The sequence below is a fragment of the Delftia sp. DT-2 genome (assembly GCF_028401915.1).
GTDB classification, from domain to species: domain Bacteria; phylum Pseudomonadota; class Gammaproteobacteria; order Burkholderiales; family Burkholderiaceae_C; genus Comamonas; species Comamonas tsuruhatensis.
Genome location: NZ_JAQOTI010000020.1, coordinates 1 through 19,489, shown reverse-complemented (window position 1 = coordinate 19,489; position 19,489 = coordinate 1). Strand labels below are relative to the sequence as shown.

The following is a 19,489-nucleotide window of genomic DNA, read 5'->3' as shown; positions in this document are numbered from 1 at the left end:
CCCCATGATCCGTCGCATCGCCTCATGGCTGTTCAACCGCTACATGCTGGAGCTTCTGGGCCTGGTGGCCCTGAGCCTGCTCATCTGGTTCGTCGGCCCCCTCGTCTTCATCCAGCCCTACCAGCCGCTGGGCAGCCCCACCGTGCGCTGGTGGTTGATCGCCGGCCTGTTCATCCTCTGGTTCCTGCGCCTGCTGCTGAAATGGTGGCGCGCACAGCGCATGAACGAGCACCTCATGACCGGCTTGGCCCGCCTGACCTCGCCGCGCGAGGCGGACGGCACGCCCGCCGCCGGCTCCGAGGAAGTGGCCGAGCTGGAGTCGCGCTTCAAGGAAGCCCTGGACACGCTGAGCAAGACCCGCTTCGGCCAGACCGAAGGCGGCCTGTTCGGGCGCTGGAACAAGCGCTACATCTACCAGTTGCCCTGGTACCTGATCATCGGCTCGCCGGGTTCGGGCAAGACCACGGCCCTGATCAACTCGGGGCTGGACTTCCCGCTGGCGGCCCAGTTCGGCAAGCGCGCCATCCCCGGCATGGGCGGCACGCGCAACTGCGACTGGTGGTTCACCGACCAGGCCGTGCTGCTGGACACGGCCGGCCGCTACACCACCCAGGAAAGCGATGCGGAGCAGGACAAGGCTGCCTGGAAGGGCTTCATGCAGCTGCTCAGGCGCTTTCGCGGACGCCAGCCCGTCAACGGCGTCATCGTCACGCTCAGCGTGCAGGAGCTGCTCAGTGCCGGCGACGCCGAGCGCGCCCAGCTGGCCCAGCTGATCGGCCTGCGCCTGAGCGAGCTGTGCGAGGAGCTGACCATCCGCTTCCCCGTCTACGTGCTGGTCACCAAGAGCGACCTGCTGGCGGGCTTCAACGAGTTCTTCGGCGCCATGAGCCGCGAGGAGCGCGCCCAGGTCTGGGGCTTCACCTACCCCTATGACGAAAAGACCCAGCGCTCGCCCGCGAGCGACCCGCAGGCCGCCAGCGCCCTGTACATGGAGGAGTTCGACGCCCTTGTCGCCCAGATCAACCGCCTGCTGCCCCAGCGGCTGATGACCGAGCCTGATCTTGCGCGCCGCAGCCTGCTCTACGCCCTGCCCCAGCAGTTTTCCGGCCTCAAGGACGTGGTGCGCGACACGCTGGATGCGGCGTTCTCCGCATCGCGCTTCAAGGAAAAGCCGCTGCTGCGCGGCGTCTACTTCACCAGCGGCACGCAGGAGGGCATGCCCTTCGACCGCGTGATGTCGGCCCTGTCGCGCCGCTTTGCGCTGCGCGGCCGCCTGCCGGCCGATGCCGTGCCGCAGCAGGGCCGCAGCTACTTCCTGGAGTCGCTGTTCAAGGACGTGATGTTCAACGAGTCCGGCCTGACCGGGCGCAACGCCAAGAAAGAGCGCCAGCTGCGCCTGATGCAGGCCGCCGGCCTGTGCGCCCTGCTGCTGGCCCTGGGCGGCGCGGCCCTGGCCTGGACGCTGAGCTACGAGAACAACCAGCGCTACCTGAACGAAGTGGCCGACAACGCCGGCACGCTGCGCCAGGCCGTGGAGGAATCCAAGGCCACCGATCCCGACAACGTGGTCGCCCTGGTGCCCATGCTCAACCACGCGGCGCGCGTGGCGCAGAGCAGCCGCTTCGAGGAATCGGCCCCGCTGGGCTGGCGCTGGGGCCTGCTGCAGGTGCCCAAGGTGCAGACGGCCGCCCACGCCACCTACCTGCGCCTGCTGGAAGACGCCTGGCTGCCGCGCCTGAGCAGCCATGTCGCGCGCTCGCTGCGCCAGGTCAGCACCGGCAGCCCCGAGGCCAGCTACGAAACGCTCAAGGCCTATCTCATGCTCTACGAGCCCGACCACTTCGACGCCACCTTCGTCAAGGCCTGGCTGCGCAGCGATTGGGAAAACACCCTGCCCCAGCATCTGGTGCAGGCCGGCCTGGTGGACCAGCTGTCCGAGCACCTGGACCGCCTCATCGACGGCCGCGTGGTGGTCTCCGCCCAGCCCATCGACGCCAACCTGGTCGCCGAAGTGCGCCAGCGCCTGGCCCAGATGTCGCCCGCCCAGCGTGCCTACAGCCGCCTCAAGCAGCTGCTGAACACCGGCGACAAGCTGCCGCCCGACTTCAGCGTGGTGCGTGCCAGCGGTCCCGAGGCGCCCCAGGTCTTTGCGCGTGCCAGCGGCAAGCCGCTCACCCAGGGCATCAGCGGCCTGTTCACCTATGACGGCTACCACGGCCTCTTCCTGCACGAGCTGCCCAAGGTCACCACCTTGCTGGCCAAGGAGGAAACCTGGGTGCTGGGCCAGGCCGAAGGCCGGCGCAGCGTGGCCCAGGAAGTGCTCACGGGCCAACTGGCCAACGAGGTCAAGCGCCTGTACCTGATGGAGTACGCGCGCCTGTGGGAAACCTTCCTGGCCGACATCCGCCCCATACGTACGGCCTCGCTGGAGCAGGCCGGCGAGCAGGCCCGCCTGTACTCGTCCGCCAACTCCAGCCTGGAGCAGTTCATCCGCGCCGTGGCCCGCGAGACCACGCTGGCCCGCCGCCCGGACCAGCAGGAAGGCGGCAGCTCGGGCAGCACCAGCAGCTGGCTGGGCGAGAAACTGCAGCGCATCCGCGAGGAACAGCACCAGCTCAGCCGCCTGACCGGCAAGCCGCTGAACGTGGGCGGCATGCTGGCCACGGGCACGCTGGAGGCCGACATCGTGGACTTCCGCTTCCGCGAATACCGGCGCCTTGCCACCAGCAACGGCTCGGGCCCGGCGCCCATCACCGCCAGCCTGCAGGTGCTCAACGAGGCGGCGGCCGTCATCGCCTCGGCGCGCCAGCAGGTGATCCAGGGCGGCGGCGTGCCTCCCTCGCTGAGCGGCACGCTGGAGAAGGTGCGCTCGGAGGCCAAGCGCGTGCCGCCTCCGCTCAACAGCATGTACGAGGCCCTGGCCACCTCCACCTCGTCCTTCGTGGGAAGCAGCGTGCGCAGCACGCTGGGCGGCAACCTCAACGCCACCATCGGCGACTTCTGCCTCCGCGCCATCCTGGGCCGCTACCCCTTCACGCGCAGCGCCACGCGCGACGTGACCACGGACGACTTCGCCCGCCTGTTCGCCACGGGCGGCACCATGGACGAGTTCTTCCGCACCCAGCTGCAGACCATGGTGGACATCTCCACCGTGCCCTGGACCTTCAAGCAGGGTGTGGACGGCACGCCGGTGGGGGGCTCTGCCTCGCTGGCCGCCTTCCAGCGCGCGGCCTCCATCCGCGACGTGTTCTTCCGCGCAGGCGGCAACACGCCCGGCATCCGGCTGGAGATCAAGCCGCTGGACATGGACGCCTCCATCTCCCAGATGGTGCTGGACGTGGACGGCGAGATCGTGCGCTACCAGCACGGCCCGCAGATCCCCAAGGCCGTCTCCTGGCCCGGCACGCGCGGCACCGGCCAGGCCCGGCTGCAGATCACGGCGGCCGGCGCGCAGAACACCGGCATCGTGACCGAAGGCCCCTGGGCCCTGCACCGCCTGTTCGACCGCGCCCAGATCCTGCCGGGCAACTCGCCCGAGCGCTTCACGGCCATCTTCACCATCGACGGGCGCAAGCTGCGCATGGAAGTCACCACCAGCAGCGTTCTCAACCCATTCCGGCTCAAGGCCATGGAGGAATTCGAATGTCCGGACCGGCTGTGAACGCCATGACTGTCCAGCGGCCCTGCGCCGCCTGGTGGGGCAAGCTGCCCAGCCAGGGCGATTTCGTCGGCCGGCGCATGCCCCACGCACTGACCATGCGCTGGGACGAATGGCTGCGCAACGGCATGGACCAGTTGCGCAGCGATGCGGCCGACGGCTGGTCCACGCGCTTCGTGCACTCGCCGCTGTGGTTCTTCCTGTGCCCTGCCTCCATCCTGGGCCAGTCCATGGTGGGCGTGATCGGCCCCAGCTCGGACCGCATCGGCAGGCTCTTTCCGCTGGCCATCATGGCCACGGTGGACGGCAGCTCCGGCATGCCGGCGTCGGACCAGGACATCGAACGCTTTCTGAGCGGCGCACGCGATGCGCTCATCGACGCGCGGCGCCTGCCCCTGTCGGCCCAGCAGCTCGACGAGCGGCTGGCCACCCTGCAATGGCCGTTCCAGCAGGAGCGCAGCGCGCCGGACAGCACCTCCATCCACAGCCTGCTGGCCGACCTTGACATGGGCGCCTCGCAAGGCAACGCCGCGCGCCTGCCGCGCATGGACTGGCGCGCCTGCATGCGCCCGGGCTCCACCACCTCCGTCTGGTGGATCTCGGCCACGCCGCGCCACGCCCATGACGAGGTGGTCCAGCACGAAGTGCTGCACCGCCGCCTGTTCACCCGCCTGTTCAAGGGCGCCTGAACCCGCACAGAGCGCACTGCCCCTGCACACCAAACCCCAAGCCACATCGAATCCCGCCCATGGCCAATATCCAGGACCTGCTGACCGAGACCGCCGCCGAGCCCCCCTGCGGCCCGGACCTCACCTATGACAACGACTTCCAGTCCATGGAAAGCGCTGCCCAGGGCAAGGTCGAACAGCAGTTCGGCGACACCGTCATCCCCGCCGAGCCACCGGACTGGCGCGACGTGGAGCGCCAGGCCTCGGCCCTGATGCAGCGCACCAAGGACCTGCGCGTGGCCGTGCTGCTGTGCCGTGCCTGGACCATCCTGCACGGCCTGCCCGGCACGCTGCAGGGCCTGCAGCTGTGCGCCGCCCTGCTGGAGCGCCACTGGGAGCATGTCCACCCCCTACCCGAGGACGGCGACGACTACTTCATGCGCATGAACGCCCTGGGCACCCTGTCGGACGTGACGGGCTTTGTGCGCGACCTGCGCAACGCCGACTTCCTGCGCGGCGCCCTGGGCCAGATCAGCGTGCGCGACGCCGAACTGATGGCCAAGGGCAACGTGCCCGAGGACCTGCCGCACCTGACCGCCGACGAGCTGCGCATGGCCTCGGCCCGCGCACATGCCGAGGGCCACGAAACCCTGCTGGCCGTCACCCCCGCGCTGCAGGAACTCGACCGGATCTGCGCCTGCTGCGAACAGCACCTGCCCAGCCACCAGCAGCCCGAGCTCGACGGCCTGCGCCAGCTGCTGCTCGCCCTCAAGCAATGGCAGCCCCAGTCCACAGGCGACGCCGACACGGCCGCCGAAACCGAGCCGGCCGCACAGGTCGGCACCGGCGACGGCCTGGCAGCCCAGCCCGCGCCCGGCACTCCCCATACCCCGGCCCGCAGCCGCGAACAGGCGATTGCACAGTTGCTGGAGATCGCCGCCTTCGTGGAGCGCACCGAGCCCTCCAACCCCGCCCCCCTGCTCATCCGCCGCGCCGCCCGGTTCATGCGCATGGGCTTCATGGACATCCTGCGCGAACTGTCGCCCGACAGCCTGGCCCAGGTGGAAGTGATCACGGGCGCCCACCTGCAGGACAACCAGGCATGACCCCCGTCTTCAGGAACGAAGCACCCATTGGCAGAAAGGATTGATGCAATGCTGGAAATCGACAAGGACGGAATGGTGATCAATAACGCACGCATTCTGGTTAGGCGCACCACGGCCATCGAGCGAGCCCAGATGCCGACCGTCAGGGGAATCATCGTGCACCAGACGGGCTCCTCCACCGAGCAGGCTGTCTTTAACAGCTACCAGGTACGCGGAGCCAACGGGGCCCACTTTCTCATCAGCAAGCAGGGCACGATCTACCAGACAGCCTCGCTGTACCGGCGGACCAACCATGTCGGCAATGTCAGGGCACGATGCATTGCCGAGCTCAGGTGCACAGCGGCTGAGATAAAGCGGTTTCGCAAGAGCGACTATGAAGAGATTCATCGCATCGAAATGACAAAAAGCGTTCCAGAACGCTATCCGTCAAACCAAGACAGTATCGGCATCGAGATAGTCGGCATTGCCTCGCTGCCGACGGATAAAAAGATGCCCCCTAATCTCACGCAGCGGCAACAGCAGGTTTTCATAAATAACAACGCTGTATATGAAGCGGTAAATGGCCCGCAGCAAGGTGCGCTGAGCTATCTGTTGGAGGAGCTGAAGAGCAGCCTGCAGATACCCTCCACTGAGATTCATCGCCATCCTGCTGTCAGCTACAAGAACGTGACGGAAGCGGAGACTGCGACATGGCCATGAAGTGGTGTGCCATCGCCATCTGCTGCCTCGCAGTCCCAGCTTTTGCGGACGCGCCCTTTGCAGCGACCTCGCCCATCGAGCGCATCACGATCCGCAAAGGGGCCGTCAAAAGCGAAGACCCGAACATCAGCTGCAGCCGGCTGCGCATTGATGAAAAGCGCGTTCGCTATTTCCTGCGCCATGCCAAGCCCAGCATCCAATACAACTATGCGCAGGGCTATGAAATCGGCAGTTGCAGTGCCAGCGCCGCTGTCCGCTTCAAAGGCGGCCGTCAAGTCGAGCTGACCATCGACAGCGGCACTGGCTGGGGGACTGCGGAGAACAAGCGATCCATCGCCTATCTCTACTGCGAGGAATGCACGGATCTGCTGGACCCGGACTTCGACTTCAAGGAGCCGGCTGCCCCATGACGCCCACCCCATCCACCTGTTTCCACACGGCCTCTTGCGCCCTCAGCCCTTCGGTCCGCCGCAAGGCGGGACTCCAGGCTTTCTACTTCTGCGACCCATTTTTTTCTTGAAAGGAACACCCGCATGTCGCTCACCAAAACCGGCAAGAGTGGTCAGAAATTCATCGCGCGCAACCGTGCGCCGCGCGTGCAGATCGAGTACGACGTCGAGATCTACGGTTCGGAAAAGAAGGTGCAGATCCCCTTCGTGATGGGCGTGCTGGCCGATCTGTCGGGCAAGCCCGTCGATCCGCTGCCCGAGATCGCCGACCGCAAGTTCCTGGAGATCGACATCGACAACTTCGATGCGCGCATGAAGTCCATCAAGCCCCGCGTCGCCTTCCAGGTGGACAACACGCTGACGGGCGAGGGAAAGCTCAACATCGACCTGAGCTTCGAGAGCATGGAGGACTTCTCGCCCGCTGCCATCGCGCGGCGCGTGGGCGCGCTCAACTCGCTGCTGGAGGCACGCACCCAGCTGCACAACCTGCTGTCCTACATGGACGGCAAGCAGGGTGCCGAAGAGCTGATCGGCAAGGTGCTCAAGGACCCTGCGCTGCTCAAGTCGCTGGCAGCCGCGCCCAACATCACGCAGCCGCAGGCCTCCGGCCCTGCGTCCGAGGCTTGAGGCAGCACATCAGGAAGGCAAGCACGTCATGAATACCGCAACCCAACTCGAACAATCGACCCAGGCGCTGGCCGACAGCGAATTCGGCAACCTGCTGCAAAAGGAATTCAAGCCCAAGACCGAGCAGGCCCGCGAAGCCGTGGAAGCGGCCGTGCAGACACTGGCCCAGCAGGCGCTGGGCTCGGCGATCACCTTGTCCAACGATGCCTACCAGACGGTGCAGGCCATCATTGCCGAGATCGACCGCAAGCTGTCCGAGCAGATCAACCGCATCATCCACCACGACGACTACCAGAAGCTCGAAGGCGCCTGGCGCGGCCTGCACCACCTGGTGACCAACACCGAGGTGGACGAGATGCTCAAGATCCGCGTCATGAACATCTCCAAGAAGGAGCTGCACCGCAACATGCGCCGCTTCAAGGGCGTGGGCTGGGACCAGAGCCCCGTCTTCAAGAAGGTGTACGAAGAGGAGTACGGCCAGTTCGGCGGCGAGCCCTTCGGCTGCCTGGTGGGCGACTATCACTTCGACCACAGCCCGCCGGACGTGGAGCTGCTCGGTGAAATGGCCAAGGTGGCTGCCGCGGCCCACTGCCCCTTCATCTCGGGCGCGGCGCCCGCCATCATGCAGATGGAATCCTGGCAGGAGCTGGCCAACCCGCGCGACCTGACCAAGATCTTCACCAACACCGAGTACGCCGCCTGGCGCAGCCTGCGCGAGTCCGACGACGCCAAGTACATCGGCCTGGCCATGCCCCGCTTCCTGGCACGCCTGCCCTACGGCGCGCGCACCAACCCGGTCGATGAATTCGATTTCGAGGAAGAAACCGACAGCGGCGACCACGGCAAGTACTGCTGGGCCAACTCGGCCTACGCCATGGCGGTCAACATCAACCGCTCGTTCAAGTACTACGGCTGGTGCACCTCCATCCGCGGCGTGGAATCGGGCGGCGCGGTGGACAACCTGCCGGCCCACACCTTCCCCACCGACGATGGCGGCGTGGACATGAAGTGCCCCACGGAAATCGCCATCAGCGACCGCCGCGAGGCCGAGCTCGCCAAGAACGGCTTCATGCCCCTGGTGCACCGCAAGAACTCGGACGTGGCCGCCTTCATCGGCGCCCAGTCGCTGGCCAAGCCCGCCGAGTACTACGACTCCGACGCCACGGCCAATGCCAACCTGTCGGCGCGCCTGCCCTACATGTTCGCCTGCTGCCGCTTCGCGCACTACCTCAAGTGCATCGTGCGCGACAAGATCGGCTCCTTCCGCGAGCGCACCGACATGGAGCGCTGGCTCAACGACTGGATCATGAACTACGTGGACGGCGACCCGGCCAACTCCTCGCAGGAAACCAAGGCCCGCAAGCCCCTGGCCGCCGCCGAGGTGCAGGTGCAGGAAGTCGAGGGCAACCCCGGCTACTACACCTCCAAGTTCTTCCTGCGCCCCCACTACCAGCTGGAAGGCCTGACGGTGTCGCTGCGCCTGGTGTCCAAGCTGCCTTCCGTGAAGCAGGGCGCGAAGTAAGACTGTCCGCCCACCTGGCTCCTGGTGCCGACACGCTCGCACCAGGGCCAGGCCCCATAACAAGAAACAGGCCTGGAGAAGCTTTCCCCTCCAGGACCCAACTCAGAGAGGCTTTTCATGCCCTGGAATGTAGACAACGCCGTCGCCACCCTGCAGACCAATGCCCGCGCCAGTTCGGCCGGCTACTGCGCGCGCTATGTGCGCGATGCGATCGGCGCTGGCGGCATCGCACTGCAGCGCACGCGTGATGCCAAGGACTACGGCACCAGCCTGGTGGCCGCCGGCTTCACACGCTACGACGCCATGCCCGAAGGTGGCTACAAGAAAGGCGATGTGGCGGTGATGCAGGGCTTCACCTCATCGCCCGCCGGCCACATGCAGATGTTCGACGGAAGCGTCTGGATCTCGGACTTCAAGCAGAACGGTTTCTGGGCAGGCCCCGGCTACCGCACCCACAAGCCCGCTTTCAAGATCTACCGCCATCCCTGATGCGCCTGATGCGCCCATTGAGCCACGCCATGAACGCCTGTTCCAAAACCTTCTTCACCCTGCTGCTGGCCGGCACGGCCTGCGCCACGGTGCAAGCCGCCCCCGCCACGACAACGACGGCGGCAGCGGCAGCGGACATCACCACCCTGTTCACCGACGCACTGCATTGCCGCATCGAGTTTCCCGATGGCCGCGACGAAGCGCTGGCCCAGCGCCTGCGCGCGCAGGGCGTGACCGTGGTGGACCGCGCGCCCGGCGAAAGCCTGGACCTGCTCTACCTGTTTGCCACGCCGCTGGAGATCGATGGCACGCAGGTGTCCTCCATCACCGTGCGCGGCGGCAGCGGCAGCATTGTCGCGGCGCGCGCCACGGGCAGCCTGCAGGCGCTGGTCCAGCGCACCAAGGCCCGGCCGCAGGCGCGCAGCAGCTGGGATCTTGAAGGCTTTGGCGAGCTGCCCGCCCAGTACGCACGCGCCATGCCGCTCAGAAAGGGCCTGGACGAGACGCCACCGCGCATCGTCATCGGCCATGTGGCTGGCGAGGCGCCCGACGCCGTGCGCTGGGGCTGCCGCTCCTACGACGACTGACCGGGGCGCAGCCGCACCCCGCCCCTCTCTTTTTCCTGCGTTTCACCATGCCCCTGCCCAGCTTCACCTCACAGCTTTCCCTGGACGAGCAACTCAAGGCCCTGAAGGACCAGATCCGCCAGGCCCCGGCTTCGGCGCCCCTGCGCATCTACTACTTCCAGTTGCTGTGCGTGCTGGGCGAATGGCAAAAGGCACTGGAGCAGCTGCAGCTGTGCGCCCAGCTCGACCCGGCGTGCGAGCCCATGGCGCGCGCCTACCGCGAGGCCATCCGCTGCGAAGTGCTGCGCGCCGAGGTCTTCGCCGGCAAGAAAAAGCCTTTTCTCATGGGCGAGCCCGCGCAATGGCTGGCCTGCCTGATCGACGCGCTGGCCCACGAAGGCGCTGCCGCCCAGGACCTGCGCGCCCGCGCCCTGGACGAGGCGCCCGCCACCGCAGGCCACATGGGCGAGCACCGCTTCGAATGGCTGGCCGACAGCGATACCCGCCTGGGCCCCGTCTGCGAGCTGCTGGCCCACGGCAGCTACTACTGGCTGCCCTTCGACGCCATTGCACAGATCGGCTTCGAGCCCGTGCAGGACCTGCGCGACCTGATCTGGCTGCCCTGCGAGGTCACGCTGCGCGAGGGCGGCGCACTGCAGGGCTTCATGCCCGCGCGCTATCCGCTCGCGCCCGGCGATGACGACGCCGTCCGCATGTCGCGCCGCACGCAGTGGAGCCCGCTGGATGCAGCCTCCTCCGATCCTGACGAATCCTCGGGCCACGTGGCCGGCCACGGCCAGCGCACCTGGGTCACCGACTCCGAGGACTTTCCCATGCTGCAGGTGCGCCAGCTGGCGCTGGACACCGCCACGCGATGACGGAGCAAGCCATGCACGGAACAGTCGCCCCCACGTCCCCGCAAGCCCTGCGCTGCCCGTTCTTGCTGCTGGCTGCCTTGCTGTGTCTGGGCCCGTGGCATGCATCGGCCGCCGGTTCCTGAGGGCAAGCCATGCGCCCCAGTCCCCTCAACCCCATGCCCACGCTGCGCACGCGCCAGAACCAGGCGACCGCAGCCAAGGACCGGCTGCAGCCCGCCCTGCTGGACCGGCTGACCGACCATGAGCCCCATCTGCGCACCGAGCGGCCCGATGCGGTCTTCGTGAACGAATCCCGCCTGCGCGAGGCCCTGCTGCGCGACCTGGGCTGGCTGCTCAATGCGCGTGATGCCTGGGACCACGTGGAGATGGAGGGGCTGGAGCATGTGCAGCGCTCGGTCATCAACTACGGCATGCCGCCGCTGGCCGGCCAGCTGCTGTCCGAGCTGGACTGGGGCCATGTGGAGCGCAGCATCCGCGAAAGCATCCTGGCCTTCGAGCCGCGCATCCTGCCCAAGACGCTGGCCGTGACGCTGCTGGCCTCCACCGAGCAGCTCAACCACCACAACACGCTGCAGTTCGAGATCCGCTGCCAGTTCTGGTCCATGCCCTATCCGCTGGAGCTGCTGCTCAAGACCAGCCTGGACCTGGAGACCGGCCAGGTCTCGCTGCAAAACCTCAGGGCCTGAGCCCGGACGCCGCCACACACACCATGAATCCCCGCCTCGTCGAGTACTACAACCGCGAACTGGCCTATCTGCGCGAGCTGGGCGCCGAGTTCGCTGCCGCCTTTCCCAAGGTCGCGGGCCGTCTTTCGCTGCACGACACCGATGTGGCCGACCCCTATGTGGAGCGCCTGCTGGAGGGCTTCAGCTTTCTGAGCGCACGCATCCAGCTGAAGATGGACGCGGAGTTCCCGCGCCTGTCCCAGCGCATGCTGGAAATGGTCTGCCCCCATTACCTGGCGCCCACGCCATCCATGGTGGTGGTCCAGCTCAAGCCCAGTGCCAAGGAAGGCAACCTGGTCGATGGATTCACCCTGCCCTCGGGCAGCGTGCTGCGCACCCACAAGGTGCAGGAAGAGCAGACCATCTGCGATTTCCGCACCGGCGGGCCGCTGACGCTGTGGCCGCTGGAGATACGCCAGGCCCGCCTGGGCGGCCCGGCGCTGGACCTGCCCCATGCGCTGGTGCCCCAGCTGGGCGAGGCCGGCGGCCACCTGCGGCTGCAGCTGGCCACGCTGGATGCCTCGCAGTGCATGCAGGTGGCGCTGGACCAGCTGTGGGTGTACATCCATGCGGGCGACGTCGTCGCTTCCCATCTGCAGGAGCTCATCCACACGCAGACGCTGGCCATCGTGGTCCACCACCCGCAGGACCCGCGCCAGGTCTGGGACGTGCTCCCGCCCGATGCGCTGCGCGCCGAGGGCCATGACAGCGAACAGGCCCTGATTCCCTATTCGCACCGCGCCTTCCAGGGCCACCGGCTGCTGCACGAGTACTTCGCGTTTCCCGCGCGGCAGCGGTTCTTCTCGATCAACGGCCTGTCCCGCAGCATGCGCCGCATTGCCCACGACGGCGTGGGCATCACGCTGCTGCTGCGCCGCGCCGCGCCCACGCTGGAGCCGCAGATCGACGCGGCCAAGCTGCTGATGCACTGCATTCCGGCCATCAACCTGTTCGAGTACACGGCGGACCGCCTGCACGTGGCCTCCAACGTGCACGAATACCACGTCGTTGCCGACCGCATGCGGCCGCTGGACTTCGAGGTCTACGGCGTGCAGGCCGTCACCGGCCACCACGAAGGCAAGACGCAGGACCGTGAATTTGCGCCGCTGTACGCCTCCACTCACGGCCTGCACTCCACCGAGCAGGCCTACTTCACCACGCGGCGCGAGCCCCGGCTGTTTTCCGAACGCAGCCTGCGCAGCGGCCCGCGCACGCAGTACCTGGGCTCGGAAGTCTTCATCTCGCTGGTGGACCAGCGCGAGGCGCCGTTCTCCGACGAGCTCAAGCAGCTGTCCATGCATACCCTGTGCACCAACCGCGACCTGCCCCTGCTCATGCGCGTCAACCAGCCGGGCGGCGACTTTGCCCTTCAGGAGTCGGCACCGGTGGACTGGGCCCGCGTCATCGCCGGCCCCAGCGCCCCGATACCGGCCGTGGCCGATGGCGGCCTCACCTGGCGGCTGATCTCCCACCTGAGCCTGAACTACCTGGCCATGACCGACCTGTCCGACGAGGAAGGCGCCGCCACGCTGCAGGAGCTGCTGCGCCTGTACCTGGACCTGGGCAACCACCAGCTGGCCGGACAGATCGCCGCCATCCAGGGCATGCGCATCGAGCCCATCACGCGCCGCCTGCCCCAGCACCGCCAGCTCGTCTACGGGCGCGGCGTGGGCGTGCACCTGAGCGTGGACGAGCCGGCCATGGCCGGTGTCAGCCCCTGGCCCCTGGCCAACATGCTGGAGCGGTTCTTTGCCCGCCACGTGGGCGTCAACAGCTTCACCGAGCTGCAGCTGCACTCTCGCCAGCGCGGCCCCGTCGCGTACTGGGCGCCACGCCCCGGACAACGGCCCGGCATATGAGCAACGCCGCGCACGCTCCCCTTGCCCAGCCGGTGCCCGATCAGGACCCGGAGCTGCCCACCGTGCAGGCGAACGCGTCCGAGGACGCTCGGGCGCGCCTGTTCTGGCAGCGCCTGAGCGCCAGGCCCTACCAGTTCGACCTGATGCACAGCCTGCGCTACCTGCAGGCGCGCCACCCCGACCTGCCGCGCCTGGGCCAGGCCACGCGCCCCAAGGACGAACCGCTGCGCCTGGGCCAGGACCCGTCGCTGGCCTTCGCGCCCGCCACCATCGCCGAGATCCTGCCCTCGCGCGCCGGCGAGCCCGAGCGCATGACGGTCTGGAACTTCGGCCTCTACGGCCCCAACGGACCGCTGCCCACGCACATCACCGAATACGTGCGCGAGCGCCTGCGCCAGCATGACGACGCCACGCTGGCGCGTTTTTCCGACATCTTTCACCACCGCATGCTGCTGCTGCTGTTTCGCGCCTGGTCGGACGCCCAGCCCACGGCATCGCTGGACCGCCCCGGCGAGGACCCCTTCGGCCGCTACATAGACAGCTTCATCGGCACCGGCCTGCCCAGCCAGCGCGCACGCGACGACGTGCCCGACCACGCCAAGCGCTTCATGGCCGGCCACCTGACCCGCTGGACACGCAATCCCGAAGGCCTGTGCCAGGCCCTGTCGCACTACTTCCAGATCCCCGTGCGGCTGGAAGAAAACTGCCTGCACCACCTGGAGCTGGAACCCGGGCAGCAGACCCGGCTGCAAAGCCGCCCCTGCAACTCGCGCCTGGGAGTGGATGCCGTCGTGGGCTCGCGCGTGCCCGATGCGCAAAGCAAGTTCCGCCTGGTGCTCGGCCCGCTGGGCCTGGAGCAATACCGTCAGCTGCTGCCCCAGGCCGCACTGTTCCAGACCCTGGTGGACTGGGTGCGCAACTACCTGGGCATCGAATACGCCTGGGACTATGTGCTGGTGCTGCGCCGCCAGGAAGTGCCTGCCGCCCGGCTGGGCAGCAGCACCCAGCTCGGCTGGACCACCTGGCTCACCCACGCCGAGCCCGCCCAGGACGCGCGCGACTTCCGCCTGGACCCCGAAGCCTGGCTGCGCCAGCGCCGCCAGCCCGTGCGGGGCCGGCGCCCCGGCCCCGGCCCCGGCCCCGGCCCCAGTCCTCGAGCCCCTGAATCACCGAACCACTGAATCACCACTTCCCTGCTCGCACACATGCCCACCGTACAGATCAAGTTCCCGCACAACGCACCGGTTCCTTCCACGCTGACGCTGGTCGAAGGCAACCGCCTGCGCGTCAAGATCGAGGCCGTCGCAAAGGCCTACAAGCTGGGTGCCAGGATCGATGCGCCCAGCATTCTTGCGGCCCAGCCCCCCGTACACAACGCCCGCGCCGACAGCTGGCAATTCGACTTCGTGGCGCAGCAGCCCGGGCTCACCAAGCTCAGCATCGTGGCGGTGCAGGGAAGCGGGCTCAGCGTCATGCCCGCAGCCATCACCGTGCAGGTGGAGAAGAGCATTTCGCTGCCTGCAGAGAGCACGACGGAGGGGATGCTGGCAAGGCTGTTCCTGGCGGAAAGCGTCTCGCCGGGCGACACCTCACTGGCTTGGAATCTCGACAACGTGAAAACCGGAATGCAATGGATGCGCCGAGTCATCGAGAACCGCTTGAAAAGCGGAAAGCCTGAAGACTTCATGGCCCGCGGTGCCACCAGCGTCGAGGACATCGTCATGGCAGATGACCGGGGATCGGTCCAATTCCATGGCTTCAACGTCTATCCGAAGCTGGGTCCCGACATTGCCAAGAACCTCCGCGACTATGTGGACAACGCCAACAACGGCCTGCATCCCAAACGCAAGGCCTATCTGGACTTTGTGCAGGCGGCCCTGGACGTTGCCACCGGCGCGGTGCCGCCAGACCCAACCCCCACAGGCCTGTTCGCCTGGAGAACTGCGAAATCCAGCTCTCCCGGAGCCGACTTCATTCAGCACGCCGCGCTGGCTAGAAACATGTTCTACACACATGCCCGGCTGCGCAAACGCGACTGATCCCCAAACACATCGAAAACCAAGGAGGGCACTCCATGTCACCAACCCATACCGGATCAAGCGCTTTGAAACCGCATCGCCATTTCCCAATGGCCAGCCTTGCCACTGCCATTGCAGTGAGCGCCTGCTTGATAGGCGCCCAAGCCTCCGAATCATCGCCGCCACCAGCATCGCCGGCTGAAATCAGCAGCCAGCAAACCCAGCCGACGGCTGCCGACTACTCTCGGCCTGCGCAGGAAAGAGTCGCGTCCATGACTGCGCTGCGGCAATACCTGAAGTTCAAGGATGAAGTCTGGGAAACCCAAAGAGCCCGCCAGAGCAATACCTTTTGCTTCGTGCAGCAGCGTCCCGACCATCCGTCCGATCCCGAGCCGAACGTGTGGATGGTCTGGCTCAATGGCGGCGAGATCGTCAATATGGGCTGGCATCTCTATTCGCCCAAAACGCTGACGAAAGAAGACGCCAAAGCGGATGGTGAAAGCCTGGCAAGAATGAAATCCATCAAGCTCGCGACCGACGTGCGGGAAACGGCCCAGGAAATCTACGGCAGCAGCTTCCTCGTCGAACGCGCATGGGTGGACATGCTGCTGGCGCAGTGCAAGGCCAAGGGCCGCACCATCAAAGTGACTCCTGCCCGATAGCCGCATGCCGCATATCGGACGCAACCGCTTTCCCGGCCCATGCCGTGTCAGGCAAGGCCGTAGCCTGCTCGCAAGGTGTCTGCTGGCCACCCTGGCGGGATCGGCCCTGCCTTTGCTGGCAGCGCCTGAAAGCGGGCGGGCTTCCGATTTCTCGCGTCCGGCGCAATCCCTGATTCCTTCTCCAGCCGCCCTGCGTATCCATTTGAAGAGCCGCCAGGCATCGACTCGCCCCGGAAAGCCTTCAGCCCTCCAGCGCTTTTGCTTCGTGCAACAGCACAACCGCAGCGCAGTCCCTGCGCGCTCGTCGGTCTGGATGGTCTGGCTGGAAGGTGGCCAGATCGCCAATCTGGGACAGCGCCGCTTCACCGCCAAACCATCGCCGGATGAAGCGCAATGGGATGGCAATGCCTTGTCCGAAGCCAAGGCCATCCACCTCGCCACCGACGTCCGTGAAACGGCGCAGGAAATCACCGGCAGCAGCTTCCTCGTCGAACGCAGCTGGGTGGACCTACTGCTGGCGCAGTGCCAGGCCAAGGGCCGCAAGGTCGAAGTCCGCCCCCGCCGCTAGCCGGCAATTCCGACCGCCCATTGATCCCTTCTTTTTAAGCACCCAAGACCCATGACAGAAATCAGCCGCCAATCCCTCTTCGGCAAGCTCAACCCGCTGCTGTTCAAGTCGCTGGAAGGCGCCACCGTGTTCTGCAAGCTGCGCGGCAATCCCTATGTGGAGCTGGTGCACTGGCTGCACCAGCTGCTGCAGGAAAACGATTGCGACCTGATCCGCATCCTGCGCCACTTCGACATCGCCTCCGACCGCCTGGCCGCCGATGTGCTGCGCCGCCTGGACCAGCTGCAGCGGGGCGCTACCTCGATCAGCGACTTCTCCGAGCACATAGAGACCGCCATCGAGCGCGGCTGGGTCTATGCCACGCTGATGTTCAACGACAGCCAGATCCGCAGCGCCTATCTGCTGTCGGGCATGGTGCGCACGCGCTCGCTGGCCAATGAGCTGCGCTCCATCTCGCGCGAATTCGACAAGATCTCCGAGCCCGCGCTCAGCGATGCCTTCGCCCGCCTGCTGCCCGACTCGCCCGAGGCACGCATGCGCGCGGCCGATGGCAGCGGGCTGGAAGGCACGCCAGGCGAAGCGAGCCAGGCCACGGGCGCCGCACCCGGCCAGGGCGGTGCGCTGCAGCAGTACACGGTGGACCTGACGGCCCGCGCCAAGGCGGGCGAACTGGACCCCGTCACGGGCCGCGATGACGAAGTGCGCCAGATGGTGGACATCCTGCTGCGCCGCCGCCAGAACAACCCCATCCTGGTGGGCGAGGCCGGCGTGGGCAAGACCGCCGTGGTCGAAGGCCTGGCCCTGCGCATCGCCCAGGGCGATGTGCCGCCGCCGCTGCAGGGCGTGGAGCTGCGCGTGCTGGACGTGGGCCTGCTGCAGGCTGGCGCCAGCATGAAGGGCGAGTTCGAGAACCGCCTGCGCGGCCTGCTGGACGCCGTGCAGTCCAGCACCACGCCCATCGTGCTCTTCATCGACGAAGTCCACACCCTGGTGGGCGCGGGCGGCCAGGCCGGCACCGGCGATGCCGCCAACCTGCTCAAGCCCGCCCTGGCGCGCGGCACGCTGCGCACCATCGGCGCCACCACCTGGGCCGAGTACAAGAAATACATCGAAAAAGACCCGGCCCTGACCCGCCGCTTCCAGCTGGTGCAGGTGCACGAGCCCGACGAGCCCCGCGCCGTGGACATGCTGCGCGGCGTGGCCGCCAAGCTGGAAAACCACCACCAGGTGCGCATTGCGGCCGACGCCGTGGCCGCGGCCGTCAACCTGTCGCACCGCTACATTCCCTCGCGCCAGCTGCCCGACAAGGCCGTCAGCCTGCTGGACACGGCCTGCTCGCGCGTGGCCATGGCCCTGCATGCCACGCCCGCCCAGCTGGAAGCCGTGCAGCGCCGCATCGAGGCCCTGGGCGTAGAGCAGGAAGTGCTGCTGCGCGAGGCCGCCCTCGGCCTGCCCACGGCCGAGCGCCTGCAGGCGCTGGAAACCGACCTGGCCGGCCTGCGCGAGCGCCAGGCCACGCTGGCCGAGCGCTTTGGCCAGGAAAGCGCGCTGGCCCGCCGCATCCTGGAAACCGAGGCCGCCCTCATGGGTCTGAAGCCGCCCGTCTTCTCCACCGGCGCCGCCGCAGACCCGTCCGCTGCGGCGCCGGAAACGGCCGCCGAAGCCACCGCAACCGAACCTGCCGAGCCACCCAGCGTGGCCTCGCTGGAAGCGCTGCGCCGCCAGCTCGCCGAGCTGCAGGGCGATTCCCCGCTGCTGCAGCCCGTGGTCGATGCCGGCGTGGTCGCCGCCGTCGTGGCCGAGTGGACCGGCATTCCCGTGGGCCGCATGGTGCGTGACGAGGTGCAGTCCGTGCTCTCGCTGGCAGACACGCTGGCGAAGCGCGTCATCGGCCAGCGCCACGGCCTGGAGGCCATCACGCGCCGCATCCAGACCTCCCGCGCGCGGCTGGACGATCCGGGCAAGCCCATCGGCGTCTTCCTGCTCGCCGGCCCCTCGGGCGTGGGCAAGACGGAAACCGCCCTCTCCCTGGCCGAAGCCCTGTATGGCGGCGAGCAAAACCTCATCACCATCAACATGAGCGAGTTCCAGGAGGCGCACACCGTCTCCACCCTCAAGGGCGCGCCGCCCGGCTACGTGGGCTACGGCGAAGGCGGCGTGCTCACCGAGGCCGTGCGCCGCCGCCCCTACAGCGTGGTCCTGCTCGATGAAATCGAAAAGGCCCACTCCGACGTGCACGAGATGTTCTTCCAGGTCTTCGACAAAGGCTGGATGGAAGACGGCGAGGGCCGCTACATCGACTTCAAGAACACCGTCATCATCCTGACCTCCAACGTGGGCTCGGACCTGATCGCCAACATGTGCCGCGACCCGGACCTGGCGCCCACACCGGAAGGCCTGGCCCAGGCCGTGCGCCAGCCGCTGCTGCAGACCTTCCCCGCCGCGCTGCTGGGCCGCCTGACCGTCGTGCCCTACTACCCCATCTCCGACGCCATGCTGGAGCAGATCATCCGGCTGCAGATGCTGCGCATCCAGCGGCGCATCGAGGAACGCCACGGCGCGCAGTTCAGCTTCGATGAAGCAGCCGTGGACCTGGTGCGCCGCCGCTGCAGCGAGGTCGAATCGGGCGCGCGCATGGTGGACGGCATCCTCACCCAGAACCTGCTGCCGCGCATGGCTGCCCACTTCCTGCAGGCCACCGTGCAAGGCCAGGAACTGCAAAGCCTGCATGCCGGCGCCAGCGGCGACGACTTCACGCTGGACGTGCGCACCCGCGCTGCGGAGCCGGCATGAGAAGGCACCGCCTGCCACGCGCCGCCACGGCAGTGATCGCAGCAGCTCTGCTGGCCGCCCCGGCTGCGCAGGCGCTGGACCTGGGCGCCATCGGCCAGGCCGCCGACACCGTGCAGCGGGCCTCGGGCGCCGCCACAGCCGGCCAGCAGGCGCTGGAGGCCGGCCGCAGCGCAGCCAGCACGGCCACCAACGCGGCCACCGG

Annotated in this window: 17 protein-coding genes and 1 pseudogene; all 18 read left to right on the top strand. The window is 67.5% G+C overall.

All coding sequences use genetic code 11. From position 1 onward, the window contains the following. Positions 1-4: 4 nt before the first annotated feature. Positions 5-3,661, top strand: a complete 3,657-nt coding sequence (tssM, locus tag PO605_RS27100; RefSeq protein WP_272207184.1) for a type VI secretion system membrane subunit TssM — start codon at positions 5-7, stop codon at positions 3,659-3,661. After that, a complete protein-coding gene (gene tagF, locus PO605_RS27095) occupies positions 3,643-4,347 on the top strand; it encodes a type VI secretion system-associated protein TagF (protein WP_047472701.1) in 705 nt (234 codons plus the stop codon). Before tssM ends, tagF begins: the two co-directional genes overlap by 19 nt. Before the next feature lie 59 nt (positions 4,348-4,406). Then, positions 4,407-5,432 (top strand): type VI secretion system protein TssA, encoded by a 1,026-nt coding sequence (tssA, locus tag PO605_RS27090; protein WP_047472702.1) that lies wholly within the window; start codon positions 4,407-4,409, stop codon positions 5,430-5,432. A 48-nt stretch (positions 5,433-5,480) separates the two neighbouring features. Beyond that, positions 5,481-6,131, top strand: a complete 651-nt coding sequence (locus PO605_RS27085; RefSeq protein WP_052195821.1) for a peptidoglycan recognition protein family protein — start codon at positions 5,481-5,483, stop codon at positions 6,129-6,131. Then, positions 6,122-6,541, top strand: a complete 420-nt coding sequence (locus PO605_RS27080) for a hypothetical protein (protein WP_047472703.1) — start codon at positions 6,122-6,124, stop codon at positions 6,539-6,541. The genes PO605_RS27085 and PO605_RS27080 overlap by 10 nt, the downstream gene beginning before the upstream one ends. A gap of 123 nt (positions 6,542-6,664) precedes the next feature. Beyond that, a complete protein-coding gene (gene tssB / locus PO605_RS27075; protein ID WP_047472704.1) occupies positions 6,665-7,207 on the top strand; it encodes a type VI secretion system contractile sheath small subunit in 543 nt (180 codons plus the stop codon). A 28-nt stretch (positions 7,208-7,235) separates the two neighbouring features. Further along, positions 7,236-8,729: a type VI secretion system contractile sheath large subunit gene (tssC, locus tag PO605_RS27070; RefSeq protein ID WP_047472705.1), complete on the top strand. Its 1,494-nt coding sequence runs from the start codon at positions 7,236-7,238 to the stop codon at positions 8,727-8,729. Positions 8,730-8,846: 117 nt separating this feature from the next. Next, positions 8,847-9,218 carry a hypothetical protein gene (locus tag PO605_RS27065; RefSeq protein WP_013802359.1) on the top strand — a complete coding sequence of 124 codons (372 nt, stop codon included), beginning with the start codon at positions 8,847-8,849 and terminating at the stop codon, positions 9,216-9,218. A gap of 29 nt (positions 9,219-9,247) precedes the next feature. Beyond that, positions 9,248-9,805, top strand: a complete 558-nt coding sequence (locus PO605_RS27060; protein WP_047472710.1) for a hypothetical protein — start codon at positions 9,248-9,250, stop codon at positions 9,803-9,805. A 47-nt stretch (positions 9,806-9,852) separates the two neighbouring features. After that, complete coding sequence (locus tag PO605_RS27055) at positions 9,853-10,662, top strand: type VI secretion system accessory protein TagJ (protein ID WP_047472706.1); 810 nt, start codon at positions 9,853-9,855, stop codon at positions 10,660-10,662. A 131-nt stretch (positions 10,663-10,793) separates the two neighbouring features. Beyond that, the gene (gene tssE / locus PO605_RS27050; protein WP_016453373.1) at positions 10,794-11,348 is read left to right on the top strand and encodes a type VI secretion system baseplate subunit TssE; all 555 of its coding nucleotides are present in this window, start codon (positions 10,794-10,796) and stop codon (positions 11,346-11,348) included. 23 nt (positions 11,349-11,371) lie between these two features. Continuing rightward, positions 11,372-13,246: a type VI secretion system baseplate subunit TssF gene (tssF, locus tag PO605_RS27045; RefSeq protein WP_047472707.1), complete on the top strand. Its 1,875-nt coding sequence runs from the start codon at positions 11,372-11,374 to the stop codon at positions 13,244-13,246. Beyond that, positions 13,243-14,427, top strand: a complete 1,185-nt coding sequence (gene tssG, locus PO605_RS27040; RefSeq protein WP_272207183.1) for a type VI secretion system baseplate subunit TssG — start codon at positions 13,243-13,245, stop codon at positions 14,425-14,427. Before tssF ends, tssG begins: the two co-directional genes overlap by 4 nt. Positions 14,428-14,451: 24 nt before the next feature. Beyond that, a complete protein-coding gene (locus tag PO605_RS27035) occupies positions 14,452-15,285 on the top strand; it encodes a hypothetical protein (protein WP_126311374.1) in 834 nt (277 codons plus the stop codon). A gap of 35 nt (positions 15,286-15,320) precedes the next feature. Next, on the top strand, positions 15,321-15,926 hold the full coding sequence (locus PO605_RS27030) for a hypothetical protein (RefSeq protein WP_227472492.1): 606 nt from the start codon (positions 15,321-15,323) through the stop codon (positions 15,924-15,926). Between the two features lie 265 nt (positions 15,927-16,191). Beyond that, complete coding sequence (locus PO605_RS27025) at positions 16,192-16,494, top strand: hypothetical protein (protein WP_231574406.1); 303 nt, start codon at positions 16,192-16,194, stop codon at positions 16,492-16,494. A 51-nt stretch (positions 16,495-16,545) separates the two neighbouring features. Further along, complete coding sequence (gene tssH / locus PO605_RS27020) at positions 16,546-19,287, top strand: type VI secretion system ATPase TssH (protein ID WP_047471517.1); 2,742 nt, start codon at positions 16,546-16,548, stop codon at positions 19,285-19,287. Beyond that, positions 19,284-19,489, top strand: a pseudogene (locus PO605_RS27015) (hypothetical protein); the annotation flags it as partial. The gene tssH and the pseudogene PO605_RS27015, both read left to right, overlap by 4 nt.

Coding starts and splice junctions, on each gene's coding strand:
- PO605_RS27065 (WP_013802359.1), top strand. CDS start 8,847: ATGCCCTGGAATGTAGACAACGCCGTCGCCACCCTGCAGACCAATGCC.
- PO605_RS27030 (WP_227472492.1), top strand. CDS start 15,321: ATGTCACCAACCCATACCGGATCAAGCGCTTTGAAACCGCATCGCCAT.
- PO605_RS27080 (WP_047472703.1), top strand. CDS start 6,122: ATGGCCATGAAGTGGTGTGCCATCGCCATCTGCTGCCTCGCAGTCCCA.
- tssH (WP_047471517.1), top strand. CDS start 16,546: ATGACAGAAATCAGCCGCCAATCCCTCTTCGGCAAGCTCAACCCGCTG.
- tssC (WP_047472705.1), top strand. CDS start 7,236: ATGAATACCGCAACCCAACTCGAACAATCGACCCAGGCGCTGGCCGAC.
- tssM (WP_272207184.1), top strand. CDS start 5: ATGATCCGTCGCATCGCCTCATGGCTGTTCAACCGCTACATGCTGGAG.
- PO605_RS27085 (WP_052195821.1), top strand. CDS start 5,481: ATGCTGGAAATCGACAAGGACGGAATGGTGATCAATAACGCACGCATT.
- tssG (WP_272207183.1), top strand. CDS start 13,243: ATGAGCAACGCCGCGCACGCTCCCCTTGCCCAGCCGGTGCCCGATCAG.
- PO605_RS27060 (WP_047472710.1), top strand. CDS start 9,248: ATGAACGCCTGTTCCAAAACCTTCTTCACCCTGCTGCTGGCCGGCACG.
- PO605_RS27035 (WP_126311374.1), top strand. CDS start 14,452: ATGCCCACCGTACAGATCAAGTTCCCGCACAACGCACCGGTTCCTTCC.
- tagF (WP_047472701.1), top strand. CDS start 3,643: ATGTCCGGACCGGCTGTGAACGCCATGACTGTCCAGCGGCCCTGCGCC.
- PO605_RS27055 (WP_047472706.1), top strand. CDS start 9,853: ATGCCCCTGCCCAGCTTCACCTCACAGCTTTCCCTGGACGAGCAACTC.
- tssE (WP_016453373.1), top strand. CDS start 10,794: ATGCGCCCCAGTCCCCTCAACCCCATGCCCACGCTGCGCACGCGCCAG.
- tssA (WP_047472702.1), top strand. CDS start 4,407: ATGGCCAATATCCAGGACCTGCTGACCGAGACCGCCGCCGAGCCCCCC.
- tssB (WP_047472704.1), top strand. CDS start 6,665: ATGTCGCTCACCAAAACCGGCAAGAGTGGTCAGAAATTCATCGCGCGC.
- tssF (WP_047472707.1), top strand. CDS start 11,372: ATGAATCCCCGCCTCGTCGAGTACTACAACCGCGAACTGGCCTATCTG.